General features: G+C 40.9%; 19 protein-coding genes. 10 read left to right on the top strand and 9 right to left on the bottom strand.

Translation table 11 applies throughout. The annotated features are described in order from the left end of the window. Positions 1-222 precede the first annotated feature (222 nt). A complete protein-coding gene (locus Q8M41_RS03390) occupies positions 223-666 on the top strand; it encodes a hypothetical protein (RefSeq protein WP_305363836.1) in 444 nt (147 codons plus the stop codon). A gap of 256 nt (positions 667-922) precedes the next feature. Further along, positions 923-1423, top strand: a complete 501-nt coding sequence (locus Q8M41_RS03385) for a DUF2911 domain-containing protein (protein ID WP_305363835.1) — start codon at positions 923-925, stop codon at positions 1421-1423. A gap of 59 nt (positions 1424-1482) precedes the next feature. Here the strand turns inward: Q8M41_RS03385 and Q8M41_RS03380 are convergent, their stop codons facing one another. From Q8M41_RS03380 to acs, 5 genes are all read right to left on the bottom strand, one after another. Continuing rightward, positions 1483-3165, bottom strand: coding sequence for a gliding motility-associated C-terminal domain-containing protein (locus Q8M41_RS03380; protein WP_305363834.1), 1683 nt, complete (start codon positions 3163-3165; stop codon positions 1483-1485). A 189-nt stretch (positions 3166-3354) separates the two neighbouring features. Further along, on the bottom strand, positions 3355-4464 hold the full coding sequence (gene lpxB / locus Q8M41_RS03375) for a lipid-A-disaccharide synthase (protein ID WP_305363833.1): 1110 nt from the start codon (positions 4462-4464) through the stop codon (positions 3355-3357). 47 nt (positions 4465-4511) lie between these two features. Beyond that, positions 4512-5279: a 5'/3'-nucleotidase SurE gene (gene surE / locus Q8M41_RS03370; RefSeq protein ID WP_305363832.1), complete on the bottom strand. Its 768-nt coding sequence runs from the start codon at positions 5277-5279 to the stop codon at positions 4512-4514. 118 nt (positions 5280-5397) lie between these two features. Further along, the gene (locus tag Q8M41_RS03365) at positions 5398-5583 is read right to left on the bottom strand and encodes a CsbD family protein (protein WP_305363831.1); all 186 of its coding nucleotides are present in this window, start codon (positions 5581-5583) and stop codon (positions 5398-5400) included. Positions 5584-5794: 211 nt separating this feature from the next. Continuing rightward, positions 5795-7708 carry an acetate--CoA ligase gene (gene acs / locus Q8M41_RS03360; RefSeq protein ID WP_305363830.1) on the bottom strand — a complete coding sequence of 638 codons (1914 nt, stop codon included), beginning with the start codon at positions 7706-7708 and terminating at the stop codon, positions 5795-5797. Positions 7709-7933: 225 nt separating this feature from the next. Here acs and rpmB point away from each other — a divergent pair, with 225 nt between their 5' ends. The 8 genes from rpmB (at position 7934) to Q8M41_RS03320 (ending at position 16688) form a co-directional block, all read left to right on the top strand. Then, complete coding sequence (rpmB, locus tag Q8M41_RS03355; protein ID WP_079703650.1) at positions 7934-8167, top strand: 50S ribosomal protein L28; 234 nt, start codon at positions 7934-7936, stop codon at positions 8165-8167. Between the two features lie 93 nt (positions 8168-8260). Beyond that, positions 8261-8443: a 50S ribosomal protein L33 gene (gene rpmG, locus Q8M41_RS03350; protein ID WP_079703649.1), complete on the top strand. Its 183-nt coding sequence runs from the start codon at positions 8261-8263 to the stop codon at positions 8441-8443. Between the two features lie 92 nt (positions 8444-8535). Beyond that, on the top strand, positions 8536-8703 hold the full coding sequence (locus tag Q8M41_RS03345) for a DUF4295 domain-containing protein (protein WP_090706320.1): 168 nt from the start codon (positions 8536-8538) through the stop codon (positions 8701-8703). A 103-nt stretch (positions 8704-8806) separates the two neighbouring features. Beyond that, positions 8807-9769, top strand: a complete 963-nt coding sequence (ftsY, locus tag Q8M41_RS03340) for a signal recognition particle-docking protein FtsY (RefSeq protein WP_305363829.1) — start codon at positions 8807-8809, stop codon at positions 9767-9769. Positions 9770-9784: 15 nt separating this feature from the next. Beyond that, positions 9785-11119, top strand: coding sequence for a 30S ribosomal protein S12 methylthiotransferase RimO (rimO, locus tag Q8M41_RS03335; protein WP_305363828.1), 1335 nt, complete (start codon positions 9785-9787; stop codon positions 11117-11119). A 44-nt stretch (positions 11120-11163) separates the two neighbouring features. After that, positions 11164-12756: a bacillithiol biosynthesis cysteine-adding enzyme BshC gene (gene bshC, locus Q8M41_RS03330; RefSeq protein ID WP_305363827.1), complete on the top strand. Its 1593-nt coding sequence runs from the start codon at positions 11164-11166 to the stop codon at positions 12754-12756. A gap of 9 nt (positions 12757-12765) precedes the next feature. Continuing rightward, on the top strand, positions 12766-13851 hold the full coding sequence (locus Q8M41_RS03325; RefSeq protein ID WP_305363826.1) for an Ldh family oxidoreductase: 1086 nt from the start codon (positions 12766-12768) through the stop codon (positions 13849-13851). 101 nt (positions 13852-13952) lie between these two features. After that, on the top strand, positions 13953-16688 hold the full coding sequence (locus Q8M41_RS03320; protein ID WP_305363825.1) for a carboxypeptidase regulatory-like domain-containing protein: 2736 nt from the start codon (positions 13953-13955) through the stop codon (positions 16686-16688). Positions 16689-16899: 211 nt separating this feature from the next. On the opposite strand, the gene lepB is transcribed toward Q8M41_RS03320, so the two are convergent. Genes lepB through Q8M41_RS03300 form a run of 4 tightly spaced genes read right to left on the bottom strand, consistent with a single transcriptional unit; the run spans position 16900 to position 20308 of the window. Further along, positions 16900-18006 (bottom strand): signal peptidase I, encoded by a 1107-nt coding sequence (gene lepB, locus Q8M41_RS03315; RefSeq protein ID WP_305363824.1) that lies wholly within the window; start codon positions 18004-18006, stop codon positions 16900-16902. Between the two features lie 17 nt (positions 18007-18023). Then, on the bottom strand, positions 18024-18767 hold the full coding sequence (gene dapB / locus Q8M41_RS03310; RefSeq protein WP_305363823.1) for a 4-hydroxy-tetrahydrodipicolinate reductase: 744 nt from the start codon (positions 18765-18767) through the stop codon (positions 18024-18026). Positions 18768-18791: 24 nt separating this feature from the next. Then, a complete protein-coding gene (locus tag Q8M41_RS03305) occupies positions 18792-19412 on the bottom strand; it encodes a DUF5683 domain-containing protein (protein WP_305363822.1) in 621 nt (206 codons plus the stop codon). Continuing rightward, positions 19412-20308, bottom strand: a complete 897-nt coding sequence (locus Q8M41_RS03300; RefSeq protein WP_305363821.1) for a ParB/RepB/Spo0J family partition protein — start codon at positions 20306-20308, stop codon at positions 19412-19414. Before Q8M41_RS03300 ends, Q8M41_RS03305 begins: the two co-directional genes overlap by 1 nt. Position 20309 lies beyond the last annotated feature (1 nt).

The raw sequence follows: 20309 nt of genomic DNA, 5'->3' as shown, positions 1-20309 counted from the left end.
AGGGATTTAGGCGCTATGCTGTGCCCCTTTGGAGGGGCTACGGGGAGGTTCCACCCCCTTTAATTCCCCCGCCGGCGGGGGATACTGGATGCCTAAGCATAACGACACAGAAATGTGTCCACACGATAGGATAGCTATCGGATGGAGGAAAATTTGTTAACTTGATTTCTCGAGACCATAAGAGATTTTTAAATTAATTATCATAAAACGATTTATTTTCAGATGAAAAGACATATTATTTTATTGTTGCTTGGGACTGGTTTATATGCTTGTAATCAGGGCACTACAAACGATTCAAGCAAAATGGAAGGCGACACAAAAGACACTGTTGCCTCAACTCAGAAAGTATCAGATACTCTTAACATTGATATCGTACAAACTTCTCCAAATCAGGCCAGAGTGCTGATGGAAAATGAACATGTAAGGGTTGTGGAATATTCTGTAAAGCCAGGCGAAAAGGATGTTTGGCATACTCATCCCCCAAGATCATCATACGTCGTTTCAGGTGGGAAAGTCAAAGTTTATACTGAAAATGGAGAACCCAAAATTTCGGAGGTTAAAGCTGGTGCTTCATCCTGGGCGGGTCAGGGTGCCAAACATTATGTAGAGAATATTGGCGTTACGGATATAAAAATCATACTAACCGAGATTAAGTCAATGCATTAGGATTAGAGGATTATAGGATGATAGAGTTAGGATTAGAGGATTAAAGGATTAGTATGATTAAATCATCCTCCGTCAGAATCGATCTAAATACTTATTTGGTAACCGTTTATATAATTGTTAATTGAGCACTATCTAATCCTATAATCTTACAATCCTATAAATCCTAATTCAGACAGTATATTCTGCATTTGTAATAATATTATTCAATTTCATTATTACTAGCTACCTTATCTATATTTGTTAAAAACCCATAAACATGAAAAAACTATTTGTTCTATTATTAATGACAGGCCTTTTCAGCGGATTCACTGCATGTGCTCAAAGGCCAAGCCCAGCGGCTAAAGTTTCGGAAACTACAAGCGCAGGTGTAAAAATCAGTATCGATTACAGTCAGCCGGGAGTAAAAGGTCGTACCATTGGTAAAGAAATAGCTACCTATGGCAAAGTTTGGCGTACAGGTGCCAATGAGGCTACAGTTTTTGAAGTAAGTAAAGCTGTAAAAGTTGAAGGAAAATCTCTTCCGGCAGGAAAATACAGTCTTTACACCATTCCAGGAGAGAACCAATGGACTGTTATGATCAACAAGTCATGGAATCAGTCGGGTACAGAATACGATCAGGCACAGGATGCAATGCGTTTTACCGTAAAACCGGTTAAATCTGCAAGTTTTACTGAGCGCATGACCTTTAAGATTGCAAAATCAGGTCTTGTTTCTTTGATCTGGGGCGACCATCAGATCAATTTTAACGTAAAATAATTTCAAAAAGCCCTTTTTCTGTACCTGAAACTAATTCAGACTCAGGAAAAGGGCTTTTTTTACCTTACCAGGGTAATATATCCGGATCGTGAATACGGCTTTGAATTTCGGATGCCTTCGAATACCCAGTAATAAACTCCCGTAGGAACCTGAATACTCTCCTTAATTCCGGTCCAGTAATTTTCGATATCCGGAGTAGTAAAAACCACATCCCCCCAGCGGTTAAATATTCTGAAGCTTTTAACTTTTATTTCTTCATTCAGCAATACAGTTAGTTCATCGTTAACCTTATCGCCATTTGGAGTAAAAATATTCGGTATAGCCATTTCAGGCACGAATATCTCTACTGGTGCAGGAGTAACACTGACACAGCCACCATTACTGGTACTTTTAATATAATAGATCCCGCTTTTAAATATTCTATCCGGATCACGGAGCGGAATTGTGGTTTCATTATCCATCCAATAGCTGTAGGTTAGATCAGGTGCTGGTGTATATGCTTTTGTCAAATCAATTGTTTCGGGGTAATCTGCCTGCAATACCCGGTTTAAGATAACCCTGGGCACCTGTACAATGGTGACACGGGTAGGTAATATTCTGATGCAACCCGAAGAACTCATACCTTTGACATAATACACTCCACTCACTCCAACCCTGCTCGGATTGGGCAATGGTATAGTTGCCTGACTGTTCCTCCAGTAAGAATAAGTCAGGTCGGAACTGTTTCCCACCTTTAATGAAATATCCGTAAGGTCAACACTGATACATCGGGGGACAGGATCACGAATATTCATATCCATTCCATTTATTACTGTGTACAGAGTTTGAGTACATCCCAGTCCCGGATACGGAACAAGTTCAATACCTATTTTTGTACCCACTGCAGGTACAGGAGAGATTACCAGACTATCGCTCTTACCGAGATCTTCCTTCGTCTCAGCATTAAACCAGCGGTAGCCAAAAAAACCCGAAAGTGCTTTAAGTGTAATCGAATTGGTTTCGGGACAGGTTATATTACCCGTAACCGGGATGGAACAATTCTCATTAAAATCGATATAAGCATATCCAAAATGACCACCTCTGGAGCAGTCGTAGGCTGTAAACTCCAGGCGGATGGTACGACCAAGATAGCTTGATAAATTAACGAGTACCGGTGCCCAACCCTTATATAATACCCTGGAATCCCTTTTTGAAGGCTCAAATCCGGGCAAGCCCCCCGACGATACAAATTCAAAAGATCCGCAATCGGTTGAACTATCCGACATGGGGTCAAAAACCCGGGCAGTAAATTTAGGCTGTTCATCAGGTTCATGCCCTGGATTCTGAAACACAACCGCGTAGCTGAATATGATCGAATAGGATTCTACATTCACCGGGACATTGATCGTATAGCTGATCCGGTCTACTCCCCTGCCAGTCAGATCATTTCCTAACTGAACTACATAATTACTACCATTGGGAGCGTCAAGGGAGAACTCTCCATAAGTATCCCTGCCTGAGCCTTTTCTGAATAGTGAGTGCTGTCCCGGAACCGGGCCTGAAAAATTTAAAGATACCCTCGGAGGCCTGACCGCATCGGGGAAACGATCACCTGTACCGGAAATTTCACCAATATAACAATCCCAGTTTTGAAAGGAACCATTCTCAAAACCGATGTTCTGTGGGCATTCTGTAACTAACTGGGCATTACCGCGACCTGCAGCAAAGCACAGTAAGAAAAGCAACAGTAGCTTCCGAAACATATTAAACCATTAAAAAAACACCAATGAACGTATTGCCGGAACAGCACCGGAAATAAATATTTAATTTAAGAAGATTATTCTATCCTTTACTATCTAATCAATATAGTACATACTGAAAAAAGAGTGTTTTGGTTGTGCTTCGGAAATATTTTTTTTAGGGAACCGGAACGAAAGAAAGTTATGGGTTGATTAGGCCTTCAGGTAGGCAAACATGAGTGCTGCTGCCCTGCCAGATGCCCCCGGCTCGCCCATACGAATGGCCAGTTCATCGTAATTGATCAGCATTTCGGTGCGATATAGCGGATCATTCAGGATCAGATCGAGTTCATTCCCGATTATCTTACTGGTACATTCCTCCTGGATCAATTCCTTAACAATAGTCTGATCCATAACCAGATTGACAAGGGAGATATATTTAATCTTAACCAGCATGCGGGCGATTGCGATCGATACCGGATTACCTTTATAAACAACCACCTGCGGGATTTTCAGGAGAGCTGTTTCCAGAGTTGCTGTACCGGAAGTTACTATGGCTGCGTTTGAATTCAGTAGCAGATTATAGGTCGTATTAAAAATGACAGCGATTTTTCTACCTTCCAGATAAGCTGAATAGTCTTCTTCACTAAAAGAGGGTGCACCGGCAATTACAAACTGATATTCAGGAAAACGATCTGCTGTTCTTACCATTTCAGGCAAGACCCTTTCAAGTTCCTGCTTTCTGCTACCCGGCAAGAGCGCAATAATTGGCCTGACATCCAGATTATGGGTAATCTTAAATAATTCATCAGGGGGATTGGAAGCTATTGCATCTAATATCGGATTACCTACATAATCGACATCCATTCCCCATTTTTTATAGAATTCAACCTCAAAAGGCAGGATACAGAACATTCTGTCTACAAATTTCTTAATCTTCAAAACCCGCTTCTGATTCCATGCCCAAACTTTTGGTGAGATATAGTAAAAGACTTTGAATCCTTTGTTCTTGGCAAAATCGGCAATCTTCATATTGAAGCCGGGAAAGTCGATCAAAATGACCACATCAGGCTGAAAACTAAGAATATCCTGCTTTGCTATTTTAATGTTTTTGAAGATCGAATTCAAATTGGCAATCACTTCAACAAAGCCCATAAAAGCCATTTCTGAATAGTGCATGGCTAATTCGGGAGATACAGCCATCATCAGATCGCCGCCAAAGTACCTGAATTCGGCTTCGGGATCTTTGATCTTCAGCGCTTTCATCAGGTTGGATCCATGAAGATCACCCGAGGCTTCACCGGCAATCAGGTAATATTTCATGAACAGGGTAACGTTTCAACAAAAATCATAAAAGACGGTAGTTTTGATTAAAAATCCCAGGTATTCAGAATCGGAATAGCATGATGTGCGGTCATGTCAAACTGCACCGGAACTACTGATGCGTATCCATTTTCCAGAGCCCATACGTCTGTGTCTTCACCGTGATCGTTATTTTGAAAAACACCGGTTAACCAGTAGTATTTTCTTTTATGCGGATCAAGACGTTCGTCAAACTCTTCGGCCCATTTCGCATTGGCCTGGCGGCAGATCTTAATGCCTTTGATCGCATCACCTTTAGGGAAATTCACATTTAGCAATGTCCCCAGTCCAAGGCCGTGCGTCATGACCTGCTTTGTAATTATTTCAATATATTTTTTGCAGTGACTGAAATCGGCATTAAGCTCAAAATCATCGAGCGAAAAGCCGATAGAAGGAATACTTTCAATAGCACCTTCAACAGCGGCGGACATCGTTCCAGAATATAATACGTTAATGGAATTATTCAGGCCATGATTTATACCCGAGACACAGAGATCAGGTTTCTTACCTTTGAACACTTTATTTACAGCGAGTTTCACGCAGTCGACCGGTGTGCCTGAGCATTTATACATCTCCACGCCCTCGTAAAGTTCCACCCCATCAAGTCTAAGTGGCTTTGCTATTGTAATAGCATGCCCTGTGGCAGATTGAGGGCCGTCAGGGGCGACTACTACAACATTCCCAAGAGTCTGCATAACTTCTATCAGAGCTTTTATTCCTGGAGCGGTAATTCCGTCGTCGTTTACGACAAGTATGGTTGGTTTAGTTTTTTTCATTGAGGCTAAATTACGAAATTTTCCTTGCATGGGATGGTGTTTGGTTGATGGGAATACCAACCAAAGGGAATACTATGTAAAAAAAAAGCCCCCGATTTAACAGGGGCTCGTCTTTAAATTATAAGCTTCTCAGCCAGTCAATAACGCCTTCACGTGTCTTGCCTGTTTTTTGCTGGAGCCTTCCGTAAAGCTCTTCATCTTTACCCTCTTCATATTTGAGATCATCATCAGTCATATGAGCATATACTTGTTTGACCTTACCTTTCATCTCAGTCCATTTTCCTTTTAATTCTAGCTTGTCCATAGGTTAGGGTTTATGTAATGAACAGATTAAACAAAAATGGAGCCAAATTATTTTCTGTGCCAAGTTCTCCTTTGGCTGGGGTTATCACCAATCACTTCACCGACTACCTGGTATGGTGAGAACACCAACCAGAGGGAAAACCGGAGGGGTACCGCAGGAACCGCCTGGTTTCCTGTGGTTGGTGTTCTCACCAGCCACCTGTTGCCCTTAACTACATATTAGCAGCGCCATTCTTGATTTCTTCCACAACAGAAGGGTCAAGAAGGGTAGAAGTATCTCCAAGGTTTGAGGTTTCACCTTCAGCAATTTTTCTAAGGATTCTGCGCATGATCTTACCTGATCTTGTTTTCGGCAGACCTGAAACGAACTGAACCTTATCAGGTTTAGCGATCGCGCCGATGATACGGGCCACAGTTTGAAGGATATCCCTTCTGGTCAGATCGTGATCGTGTGTAGAAGTTCCAAGGATAACATAAGCATAAATTCCCTGCCCTTTGATATCATGAGGATAACCCACAACAGCGCTTTCTACAACGTCTGCGTGCATATTAATTGCATTTTCAACCTCTGCGGTACCGATACGGTGACCGGATACATTGATAACATCATCAACCCTTCCGGTAATGCGGTAGTATCCGTCCTCATCTCTCAAACAGCCGTCACCGGTAAAATACATATTCTTGTAGGTAGAGAAATAAGTCAGACGACAACGCTCATGATCTCCATAGGTTGTGCGGATAATACCCGGCCAAGGGAATTTGATACACAGGTTTCCACTCACATCATTACCCGTTAATTCAACACCCTGCTCATCAACAAGGCAAGGCTGAACTCCCGGTAAAGGCAGTGTAGCATATCCCGGCTTTGTTGGAGTGATACCTGCAATTGCTGAGATCATAATTCCACTATTTTCGGTTTGCCACCAGGTATCAACAATCGGACATTTTCCTTTTCCGATCTTTTCATTATACCAATGCCATGCTTCCTCGTTGATTGGCTCACCTACTGAACCAAGTTTGGTCAGTGAGCTCAGATCTTTCCCTTTTAAAGGTTCTTCCCCGAAACTCATCAGCGAGCGGATTGCAGTTGGAGCTGTGTAAAGGATATTTACTTTGTATTTATCTACTATATCCCAAAAACGTCCTGCATCAGGCCAGGTTGGTACCCCTTCGAACATCAGGGTTGTTGCCCCTTGTGATAATGGTCCGTAAACGATATAAGAGTGACCGGTAATCCAGCCAATATCTGCTGTACAGAAATGGACTTCACCCGGCTGGTACTGGAATACTGTTCTGAACGTGTAACCGGTATAAACCATATAACCACCGCAGGTATGAACAACACCTTTAGGTTTACCTGTTGAACCTGAAGTGTACAATATGAACAAGGGATCTTCAGCATCCATCGGCTCAGCCGGACATGCAGGATTACCCTGAGTTTCTACTTTTTTAATCTCATCTTCCCACCATACATCACGTCCTTTGATCATGGATACAGGAGTACGGGTACGGGTTAAAACGATTATTCTCTGAACCGATGTGCACTGTACAATGGCATCATCAATGATATTTTTAAGCGGAATATCTTTATTTCCTCTAAAACCCCCATCAGCAGTTATAACCAGGTTACATTGGGCATCGTTGATACGATCAGCAATCGACTGAGCAGAAAAGCCTCCAAATACTACTGAGTGAATTGCACCAATACGTGCACAAGCTAATACTGCAATTGCAAGTTCAGGAACCATTGGCATGTAAATGCAAATACGGTCGCCCTTTTTTGCACCATTATTCTTCAGGGCATTTGCAAACTGAACAACTTTAAAATGCAGTTCTTTATAGGTAAATGATCTGTAATGTTCTTCAGGATCATTCGGTTCCCAAAGCATCGCTATTTTATCAGCACTATTCTCAAGATGACGATCAAGGCAATTCTCCGTTATGTTTAACTTCGCACCACTAAACCATTTCACATTGGGCTCTGTAAAGTTCCAATCCAGAACTCTATCCCATTTTTTCTGCCAGTAAAAGGTATCGGCCACCTCAGCCCAGAAATTCTCTGGTTCTGCTACACTGTAGCCATAAACGCGTTTGTAATCGTCAAAGGAATTAATACGAAGATTCATTTTTTTATTGTTGTTCGGTAAATTAAATATCAGAGTACAATTATATCATATTCAGACCTGTTAGCCTAATATAGATGCAAAAAAATTACATTAATGTCGGTCGCCAGGATGCTTTTAAAAGGAATGTCTAAATTTATTGATAAAGTATTGCGTATCTGATTTTTTCTCCCGATATTTGCAAACTCTTTAAAGATTTGAATTTAAATAATAGATACACTTATAGTCATGTCGAGAATTTGTGATTTAACAGGAAAAATGGCGATGAACGGTTTCAACGTTTCTAACTCAAACGTAAAAACCAAACGTAAATTTTATCCTAACCTGCATGTAAAAAAGTTTTACATCCCAGAAGAAGACAGATGGATCACGTTGAAAGTTTCTACTTCAGCGATCAAAACCATCAGTAAAAATGGCATCACTGCTGTAATTAACAAATTCCTTAAAAAAGGATATATATAAGAGTTATAAGTATTAAGTTATAAGTAATAAGTAATTAATACTACTGAAAACTTAGAACTTAAAACCTAAAACTTACAAATAAAATTTAAGATAATGGCTAAGAAAGGCAACAGAGTTCAGGTTATTTTAGAATGTACCGAGCATAAGGAAAGTGGCATGGCTGGAATGTCTCGTTACGTAACCACCAAGAATAAAAAGAACACTACAGAGCGTTTAGAACTGAAGAAATTCAATCCTGTTCTAAGAAAAGTAACTGTTCATAAAGAAATTAAGTAATAAGTTATAAGTTGTATTTATAAGTATTGTATTGAAAAACTTAAAACCTACAACTTAAAACCTACAACCTACAACTCAAATAACATACAGAAATGGCAAAGAAAGTAGTTGCAACCCTGAAAACAGGTGCTGGTAAAGAATATTCAAAAGTTATCACAATGAATAAATCACCAAAAACCGGTGCTTACTCATTCAAAGAAATTATCGTTCATAACGATCACGTGAAAGACGCTATTGCAGGAATTAATACCTCTAAGTAATCTTCACATTGTATTAACAGAAGCCGCCCGCGTATAATCGTCGGGTGGCTTTTTTCATTATATCATTGTTATCCGCCCCGGCAGATTTCTTAAATTTGGCATCATGGGATTATTTGATTTTTTCAAGAAGAAAGAAAGTAACATACAGGAACAGGTAGAACTGGACAAGAGCCTGGAGAAGACAAAGGAAGGCCTTTTCACGAAGATTACTAAGGCTGTTGTCGGGAAATCGACCGTTGACGATGATGTGCTCGATGAACTTGAAGAAATTCTGGTTAACTCGGATGTGGGTGTTCAAACTACCTTAAAGATCATTGATCGGATCCAGGCTCGCGTGGCCCGCGATAAATACATCAATACCTCCGAACTGAATGAACTTTTACGTTCTGAAATCCAAAGCCTTTTATCAGAGAACAACAGCAACGATTTCAGAAATTTTGAATACGGTGATCATAAGCCCTATGTAATCATGGTTGTCGGGGTAAATGGTGTTGGCAAGACAACAACTATTGGTAAGCTGGCTCATAAATTGAAAATAGCAGGGAACAAAGTAGTTTTGGGTGCGGCAGATACTTTCAGGGCTGCGGCTGTAGATCAGCTAAAACTCTGGGCAGAACGGGTAAATGTACGGATCGTGGCTCAGCCAATGGGTTCAGACCCCGCAGCTGTCGCATTTGATACCCTGCAATCAGCAGTTGCCAATGGTGATGATGTAGCAATTATTGATACAGCCGGTCGCCTGCATAATAAAGTGGCTCTGATGAATGAGCTAACCAAGATCAAACAGGTGATGCAAAAAATTGTACCGGGAGCTCCTCATGAGATACTTCTGGTACTCGACGCATCCACCGGACAAAATGCAATTGAACAATGCAAGCAGTTTACCCAGGCAACTGAAGTGAACGCATTGGCACTAACTAAATTAGACGGCACAGCAAAAGGCGGAGTCGTGATCGGGATCTCCGATCAGTTTAAAATTCCGGTGAAATACATCGGTGTGGGTGAAGGAATAGATCATCTGCAATTATTTAATAAGAAAGAGTTTGTCGACTCCCTTTTTAAATAATCAGAGAAGCAAATAATGAAGACTAAAATCAGTACAAAACCAGCCCAGGTAAAGCCAAGGGTCAATGTCATAACACTGGGTTGTTCAAAAAATATTCATGATTCTGAAGTTCTGATGGGCCAGTTAAGGGGCAATCAGATGGATGTTGTTCACGAAGCAGATTCACTTCGTCAGGATGACATCATCGTGATCAATACCTGCGGCTTTATTGATAATGCGAAACAGGAATCGATTGATACCATTCTGCAATACAGCGAGTTAAAAGAACAAGGAAAAATCTCTAAGCTTATCGTAACCGGATGTCTTTCTGAGCGATACAAACCGGAGCTTGAAGCCGAAATTAAAAATGTGGACTCCTATTTCGGGACAAACGACCTTCAAAAACTTTTGAGTTCAGTAGGCGCAGATTACAAGCATGAACTTTTAGGAGAACGCCTGCTGACTACCCCATCACATTTTGCCTATTTTAAAATAGCCGAAGGGTGTAACAGGCCCTGCTCCTTTTGTGCAATTCCACTAATGAGGGGAAAACATGTTTCCAAACCTATTGAAGATTTAGTAAAGGAAGCCAAATTCCTGGCGAAGAATGGCACCAAAGAGCTGATCTTAATTGCTCAGGATCTTACCTATTACGGTCTTGACCTTTATAGCAAGCGAAATCTTGCTGACCTGCTCCGCAATCTATCGGATGTTGATGGAATTGAATGGATCAGACTTCAATATGCCTATCCTTCAGGTTTCCCGATGGATATTCTGGATGTGATGAACGAACGTTCCAATATCTGCAATTACCTGGATATGCCTCTTCAGCACATCAGCGATTCGATGCTAAGCTCAATGCGCCGTGGAATTACAAGGCAAAAAACAATAGATCTTGTTAATTCCATTCGTGATAAGGTGCCTGATATCGCCTTACGTACAACCCTGATTTGCGGTTATCCCGGAGAAACGGAAAAAGACTTTGAAGAAATGAGAGACTGGGTTACTGAAACCCGCTTCGACCGCTTAGGATGTTTCACCTATTCGCATGAAGAAAAAACTCACGCCTACGAACTTATTGATGATGTTCCTGAGGAATTAAAGCAGGAACGTGTGGAAACAATCATGGGTATTCAACAAGAAATTTCATTCGATATCAATCAGGATAAAGTTGGTCATACTTACAAAGTGCTGATCGATAAAAAAGAGGGCAATTATTTAACAGGAAGAACCGAATATGATTCACCGGAAGTAGATAATGAGGTTTTAATTGATACCAGAATTAGCTATGCCACTTCCGGAAGCTTTGTTCAGGTGAAGATTGACCGTGCCGAAGATTTCGATCTGTATGGTCAGATTGTCAAAATTTAGATCAGTAAAGTGGAATTGATTAATTTCCCCTAATTTCGTTTCAGATGAAGGCAACTTATATTGATTACAGTGAAACCAGAAGCTTTTCAGAAGGCCTGATCCGCTATCTGAACAATGAAGTGGAATTAAATTCCTTCCAATCACATAACCCTAACCTTCAGGGATTCAACGAGTTATTGGCCTCGAAAAAAAACAATTCGAACAGAGAAATTCTGGTTGAAGTTTTAAGGGAGCAATATTCTAAATTACCACAGCCCTGTAATGAGCAGGTAAGTTCAAACATCAGCCTACTGCTTCAAAAGAACACTTTTACTGTTTGTACAGGCCATCAGCTAAATATTTTTACAGGTCCCTTATATTTCATTTTTAAAATCGTCACTGCCATCAATCTGGCAAAGGATTTAAAATCCAACTTTCCGGATAAAAATTTTGTACCTGTATATTGGATGGCTACAGAAGATCATGATTTTGCGGAAATCAATCATACCTATATCTCGGGAAAGAAAATCAGCTGGGAACTGGATGTTGCAGGGGCCACCGGCAGATTAGTCACCAAAGGTATAGAAAAAGCAGTTCTGGAATATCTCGCAGTTCTGGGTATTTCAGAAAATGCTGATGAATTGGGTAAATTGATTAGCTCTGCATATACCGGCAGTAAAAATCTTGCTGATGCAAGCAGGCAACTGGTCAATTCCCTTTTTGAAGAGTACGGATTGGTAATTCTGGATGCAGATGACAGAAGGTTAAAGAGGGAATTTTCAGAAATAATTGCAAAGGATATCACCGGACAACATAGCTTCAGAACCATCACTGATACCAATGAAAAACTGGCAAAAAAAGGTATTGAAGCGCAGGTAAATCCGAGAGAGATCAATTTTTTCTACTTGCTGGATGGTTTGAGGGAACGCATTGTATTTGAAGAAGATCTTTACAGGGTATTAAATACGGAGATTAGTTTCAGCAAAGAAGAACTGTTAACGGAGATTAAGGATAATCCGGAACGCTTTAGTCCGAATGTTGTGATGCGCCCGCTTTATGAAGAAGTGATTCTTCCAAACCTGGCCTATATTGGTGGAGGTGCAGAAATTATTTACTGGCTGCAGCTAAAACAAAATTTCGACTTTTACGGAGTTGACTTCCCCATTTTACTTCTTCGAAATTCTGCAATATTCGCTTCCCTGAATCTGGAAACGAAACTAAACAGGTTGGATCTTAACATAAAGGATATTTTTAAAAATTCTGAAGTACTTAAAAAAGAATGGGTATTCAGCCATACTGAGCACAGCCTTGATTTACATGATGAATGGCAGGAGCTCAGTTCTATTTTTGAAAAGATAAAATTGCGTACTTATAAGATCGACCCAAGTCTGGGACCAAGTTCTGAGGCTGTTAAGTCAAGATTACAGAAGGCTGTTAAAAATCTTGAAGCTAAACTGATTAAAGCTGAGAAAAGAAATTTTGGCGATGCCCTTTCCCAGATCGATGTAATCAAATCAAAGCTTTTTCCAAATGGCAGATTGCAGGAACGGTCTGAAAACTTTGGTTTGTTCTATGTGAAGTATGGTAAAGGTTTTATAAGAGCCCTTATCGAGAACTTCAAACCTCTTGATCTGAAATTTACGATATTAGAAGAGTAGATTAGATACATGGCCTATCATACCTTTACCGAAAGTAAGCTGCGGGATTTCACAAAATCCATTTTCCTGAAAATGGGCTGTTCTTCAGAACATGCAGACCTGGCCGCTGACGTACTCATCAAAGCAGACCTTCGCGGTATCGACTCACATGGCGTGGCCAGGCTAACCGGCTATGTCCGCTTATGGGAAAAAGCACGGATTAATCCCATACCTGATATTAAAATAGTCCACGAAACTCCAACTACAGCCACTATTGACGGGGATGCAGGCCTGGGTCTCATTGTAGCTCCTTTTGCGATGAAAGTGGCTATTGACAAAGCTGAGAAATATGGATCCGGCTGGGTATCTGTCAGAAATTCCAATCATTTTGGAATTGCAGCCTATCATACCATGATGGCTGTTGAAAAAGATATGATTGGATTTGCGATGACAAATGCAAGTCCGCTGGTAGCACCAACCTTTGCCAATGAACGAATGCTGGGGACTAACCCGATGTGCTATGCTTTCCCTGCCGGAAAATATCCCCCTGTCATTGTGGATATGGCAACCTCAGCCGCAGCCAATGGTAAACTGGAAATTGCACAGCGTACTGGCAAAGCTGTTCCTGAGGGCTGGATTCAGGATGCAAACGGACAGTCGTCAATAGATCCACATGAATTAAAAAAAGGAGGCTCTCTGCTGCCCCTTGGAAGCGACAGGGAGCACGGTAGTCATAAAGGCTTTGGACTAAGCGCAACGGTAGATATTCTCTCTGCAGTGCTCTCAGGTGCCAATTACGGTCCATGGGCACCTCCTTTTGTCGCATTCATGGAACCATCAGACAATCTGGTTGGTTTGGGCTTAGGCCATTTTTTAGGTGCCATGCGCGTTGATGGCTTCAGACCGGTTGAGGAATTCAAAACTCATCTTGACAATTGGATAGAACGTTTCAGCTCAGCAAAACCAATCAGAGAAGACCAGAAAGTGATTATACCCGGTGAACCTGAGTTAATAGCAGAAAAAGAGCGGCAAAACAATGGTATTCCTCTTATTGATGAGGTGTGCAATGACCTGAACGGTCTTGCAGATAAATTGGGAATCAATAGGCTCAGCTGATCATTGCCCGAATTTTTATTTTCAAGCCTTCCAATCATTAAAATATGTTAAACATTCAGGGATGTGTGGTTAAAAAGTTCATTTAATCTATATTCGCATATATGATTCAATTCAAGATGAAAGTTTACCGTTCATTAATTATTGCTCTGTTGTTTCTTTTGCAGGCCGGTCAACTGTTCGCACAGGACACGATAAGTTTAAAGACTATAGTAGACCGATCCCAAAAGCTGATTGAGGATTATCCTTCAGAAAAAGTTTATCTGCATTTCGACAAACCCTATTATGCTGTCGGAGATACCATCTGGTTTAAGGCTTATGTTGCTACCGGTCAGGATTTACCCTCCGACCTGAGTAAAGTTTTGTATGTGGATATTATTTCAGAAAATGACACCCTGGTCAGATCTATGAAGCTGCCGGTGGTTAATACTTCAGCATACGGCAGTATCACCCTTGACCCATCAGTCTACAAATCAAGCAATTATAGAATCAGAGCATATACCTATTGGATGTTGAATTTCAGTGATGAATATTTCTTTTCTAAAAATATTAAAGTTGGAAATGCAATTAACAGGAATATCATTACTAATATTTCACTCAGTGGCCAGAATCCGGACAGTTCACCGATTATTACAGCCAACATTATATATAAAGACTCCGAAGGAAAGCCATTTGCGAATAAAAAGATGACCTGGAGTCTGATTTCCAAATTTGAAACCATTGCCCGGGGCAGGGAAACAACCAATGCGGAGGGAGCGGTTTCTTTAAAATTAAGTGCAGGTCAGAAAGCTGCTTTGGATACCGGAATCCTTGAAACGGTTCTTGAAGCAGAAACTGGCAAACTGCTTACTTCGCAATTCCCCTTAAAAAATTCATTTTCCGAAGCCGATTTTCAATTTTTTCCGGAAGGAGGAGATTTAATTGAAAATGTAAGCAGCAAGGTGGCATTCAAAGCCGTTCAGGAAAAAGGACTTGGAATTGACGTTAAAGGAGAGATTGTAGATAATACTGGAAAAGTAGTCAGCAGCCTACAGTCACAACATCAGGGTATGGGATCATTTACACTTTTGCATGAAAGTGGTAAAACTTATAAAGCCAACCTCAGTTTTTCAAACGGAATAAAGAAAACTATTCCCATGCCTCAGGCTAAAGCATCCGGAATTACAATATCTGTTGTTAACTCCACACCTGCAAATATAATTTTGCAACTGTCGAGTAGTCCTGTCTTTTTTGCTCAAAACCGGGATAAGAACTTCTACCTGATAGCCAGAAGTAAGGGTGTAATCTGCTTTGCGGCACAGACCAATTTAGCTACTATAAACATTGGGGCCTCTATAGCAAAAAACAAGTTTCCAACCGGAATTGTACAGATTACCCTGTTCACAAATAAAGGCGAGCCATTAACCGAGCGCCTGGTATTTGTCAATCAAACAGATGTTTCAAGCCTGAGCATAAATACCGATAAAAAAGTTTATGGCTCAAGACAGCCGGTAAAAATGAACATCAGTGCTAAAACAAGAAATGCTCCTGTTGAAGGAAATTTTTCTCTATCAGTTATCAATGAATCCAAAGTTCCGCATCCTGAAGATGAAGAAACAACTATTCTGAGTTCCTTTCTGATTTCCTCAGAATTAAGAGGATACATTGAAAAGCCTAATTACTATTTCAATCAGACCAATGAAAAAAAGCTCGCAGATCTTGATTTGCTGATGCTTACCCAGGGATACCGCAAATTCTCATATGAAGATATCATCAAAGGCCGTGAGCCTGTAATTAGTTTACTTCCTGAGCAGGGAATTGAATTTGCGGGAATGTTGCGTACTTCGAACGGTATGCCGGTCTCCAAGGGTAGTTTGAAACTGGTAGTTCCTGAAAGTAAGTTCTATGCCGAAACCACAACCAACCTGAAAGGGGAGTTCAAATTTGAAAAAGTAGTAATTACTGATTCAGCAGAAGCCACAATCAGTGCAAGAAGTTCAACTGCAGCCCGGAACATGATGATCATGCTGAATGGTACAGCTTTCCCGACAATCAGCAAAAATGTCAATGTTCCGGATGAAGAACTTAATATTGACAGTGCTTTGGCTACATACCTCGATAATAGTAAAAGACAATACTTTCTGGCAACCCAAATGCTACAGGAGGTCGTAGTTAAGGCTACAGCAATAAAAAGGGCTAGCCATATGGATCACCCTGCTCTTTCAGGTCTCGGCTCCCAGCCGGATCATTTGATTGATAGCGAACGATTTAAGGGTTGTCCGATCTTACTTACCTGTCTGCAAACAGCAGCAACGGGACTTACTTTTAATGACAATAATTTTTATGTGACCAGGGTCTATAACTCCGGTCTTAGGGTGCCGGTACAGATTTTTTATAATGGAATGCCTGTTGACGCTAACTATCTGAACAATATCAATCCAGCCGACGTTGACAATATTGAGGTCTTTCTGAAGGACGAGTTGGGTATGGTTAACCGTATGTATAATACAAATGGTGTATTGGTTATTAACTCGAAAATCACACCCACTGGTAAACCAGTAAGTGCTGAAGACCTGAAAAAATTATTCCCGCAGAATAACGTGTTAACTTTCAACCCTCAGGGATATATTAAAAAGAGGGAGTTCTATTCACCTAAATACCTAAGCCCTGAAAGCCGCACCACAGGATCTGACCTTCGCAGCACTGTCTACTGGAACCCAAGAATCTTTACAGACAAGGCTGGAAACATGCCTGTTGAATTTTACAATGGAGACAATAAAGGCACCTATAAAGCAATCGTAGAGGGCACTGATATTGATGGGAATCTCTCAAGGTTTATTTACCGGTATAAGGTTGAGTAAAATTTAATTTTGAGCTATAAGCTTTTGGCGCTTTCCACCTGTCATCCTGAACGAAGTGAAGGAACTTTGTGCTCATGAAACAAAATTTGATCTATAATAGCGGAGTTCCCTCAGCTGCTGAAGGGCAGCTTTCGGGATGACAGCACAGCTAACAAAAAAGGGGGGCTGCGATTAATCGCAGCCCCCCTTTTTTGTTAAAAGATTTTAGATTCTAATTAATCCCTCCAAGTAATCTGCTCCAGCGTACTTTATCGAAGAAAGTACCTTTTGTGTTCCAGCTCATCCATACGAATAAAGCCTTACCCACGATGTGGTCATCAGGTACAAATCCCCAATAACGTGAATCCAGAGAATTGTCCCTGTTGTCGCCCATCATCCAGTAATAATTCATTTTAAAAGTATAGCTATTTGTCTTTTTCCCATTGATTAAGATGTCATTTCCAACTCTTTCAATCGTATTTCCTTCATAAACTGAAATTGCACGTTCGTAAACTGAATAATTGCTGCTATCCAGTTTCACGGTCCATCCTTGTTTTGGCACGATCAGTGGCCCGAAATTGTCGGCATTCCATTTAATTGAAGGATTATGCGGAAATATCTGAGAATCAAATTCGTTCAATGGCCGGATGTAAGGGTTCACACTCTTTACATTTGCCCAGCCCTTAATAATTTCAGCATCGGCCGCAGTCATGTTAAAAATATACTCATCTGCAGATGAGCGCTGTGCTTCAATATTCAGATCTTCTATCGCCTGAGGGTTAAAATCAGTCCCATCAGATTTTACATAATAATATTTTTCACCGAAGACTGGGACTTCTGCAGGCCTATTGTTCAGAAACACCCGGGCATCTTTGATCTGTATTGTATCCCCGCCTATAGCCAGGCAACGCTTAATGTAGTTCTCGCGTTTATCTACCGGCCGTGACAGTGGAGCATCTGCATCCATCGGAAAGTTAAAAACAACAACATCATTCCTTTTAACCTCACCAAGCCCTGGCAGGCGTCGGTAATCCCATTTTATGCCCTCCCAATAAGCCTTTGTTCCGGTTATTGGCATGGTGTGATGAGCAAAAGGGAAAGATACCGGTGTGATGGGCATCCTTGCTCCATAATTCACTTTACTCACGAAAAGATAATCTCCGACAAGCAATGTTTTCTCCATAGAACCCGTTGGAATAACATAGGCCTCAATAAAAAGTCCCCTGATCAGCGTAGCAGCCACTACAGCAAACAGAATCGCATCAAACCACTCTCTGCCGGCACTCTTCTTGGCCCGTACTTTCTTATCCTTCGATTTACCCTTATTCGTTAAACTCATGTTCTATTGTAATCAATTTAAATGCTAAAATCAAACATATCTGCGATATTAAAAAATCCGGTTTTGTCTTCAAGCCACTCTGCTGCCATCACAGCTCCAAGGGCAAAACCTGCACGGTTATGCGCCTTATGCTTAAATTCAATATCATCTACTTCCGAACTATAAATGACCGTATGAGTGCCCGGAACATCCTCAATACGATGTGATTCGATCAGTAACTGATCAGGCTTAGGTATCAATTCTTCACCCGAACCTATCAACTCATTCGCCCACTCATTCTTGCGTCCCAATTCAGAAATAATACCTTCTGCAATGGTCATCGCTGTACCACTTGGTGAATCGAGCTTTTGTGTATGATGAATCTCTTCAACCTGAACTTCGTATTGCGGATACCTGTTCATGATCTTAGCAAGCACTTTATTTACAAAAAAGAATACATTCACTCCAATACTAAAATTAGATGCGTATAAAAGTGTATTGTTACTCTCCTCACATTTATTCTTTACTTCCTGTAAATGGCCATACCATCCTGTAGTACCCACCACAATCGGAACATGTGCTGCAAAGCAAATCTCGATATTGCTCAGGGCAGAATCAGGAGTACTAAAATCTATGGCTACATCTGCCTTTTCTAAATTGGGTATGCTCAAGTCCTCCAAATTATCAACATTAACTTTCAGAACAACTTCATGGCCCCTTTCAATTGCAAATTGTTCAATGATACGGCCCATTTTACCATATCCAAGAATAGCTATCTTCATCTATTAAAAATTAAATATACATGTTCATAAACTCAACTTCAGTTTTAGCCCAATTGCTGGAGAAAAAGCGGAAGCGTGAACAGGCACCTGACCTACAGATGGCTGTACTTTCAATGACAATTCATCAGAAATATCAAACCTGAAGAACTTTGCATCAACATAAGCATCAATGATTGTAATCGCATAAAATCCAAGTCCGGCTAACACTGAAAGATCCCGATCACGCCTGTAAGCATCCTTAATCTGAATAATTCCCTCATTTGTATATCCCGAGTATAGTGGATTTTCTGTTTTTTCGGGATTCAGTTCACGAAACTGGGCTTCCTTCAGAAATACTTTATAGTTGCGATGATTAAACTCAAAAACGAGGCCAATTCCTATAAAACCACCATAAACCAAGGGAACTTTCCACCAGCGCTTGTTGTAAATCTGTCCAAGGCCCGGCAGCATTAATGATCTCATTGCTGCGCGACGCGGCATTGCTTCGATAGCAAGACGGGCAGAATCTTTTAGAACAGGCTCTTTCTTAACTTGTATTTTACTACTGTCTGATTTAGCAGGAGGAATCCCTGTAACCTGAGAAAGCGCATCTGTTTGCGTTAAAAAACACATAAAGATGAAACCCAATAGGATTTTCAATTTCATTACCAGTCTAACATTTCCAGAATACGATTCAGATCATCATCAGACATGAACCCGATTTCAATAGAGCCCTTACCTTTTTCATCCAGCTTTAACTTAACATTAGTGCTAAACTTAGAGGCAAGATCATCCTGAATCTTCATGTATTGAAAAGACATTGCGGATGCTTTTACAGATTTTTTTCCTTTTCCGATGTTCTGTATCTGCCTGACCAATTCTTCCACCTTCCGCACCGAAAGTCCGCGATTAATTATCTCCTGAAAAAGATAAAGTTGTTTGTCGACATCCTCTACCGAAATCAGAGCACGTGCATGCCCCATAGAGATCTCTTTATCACGAATAGAAGCCTGAATAGCAGGAGGAAGTTTTAGCAAACGAAGGTAATTGGTTACAGTAGAGCGGTTCTTGCTTACACGTTCACCAAGCTGCTCCTGCTTCAAATTACATTCATCAATCATCCGCTGAAAGCTAAGGGCTACTTCTATTGCATTCAGATTTTCACGCTGAATATTTTCGATCAACGCCATTTCCAGCATTTGCTGGTCATTTGCTGTACGAACATAGGCCGGAATCTCAGTCAAGCCTGCAAGTTTGGATGCCCGCAACCTACGTTCACCCGAAATAAGCTGATAAGAATTCTGCCCCGACTGTCTGACAGTGATTGGTTGAATCAAGCCTTGCAGTTTGATCGACTCCGCGAGTTCATGGAGTGCTTCAGGATCAAAATCAGTACGGGGCTGAAATGGATTAACCTGAACCTGACTGATCTTTACGGAGCTGATAGACCCCAGTGAGGAGCTTTCATTACTTACCTGTTGTCTATCATTTTCCGGTAAATCCGAATCGTCCAAAAGAGCTCTTAATCCCCTTCCTAATCCGGTTTTCTTTTGGTAGATCATA

It is taken from the genome of Daejeonella sp. (genome assembly GCF_030684675.1).
Classification (GTDB): domain Bacteria; phylum Bacteroidota; class Bacteroidia; order Sphingobacteriales; family Sphingobacteriaceae; genus Daejeonella.
This window is presented reverse-complemented; position numbering and strand designations above follow the sequence as displayed.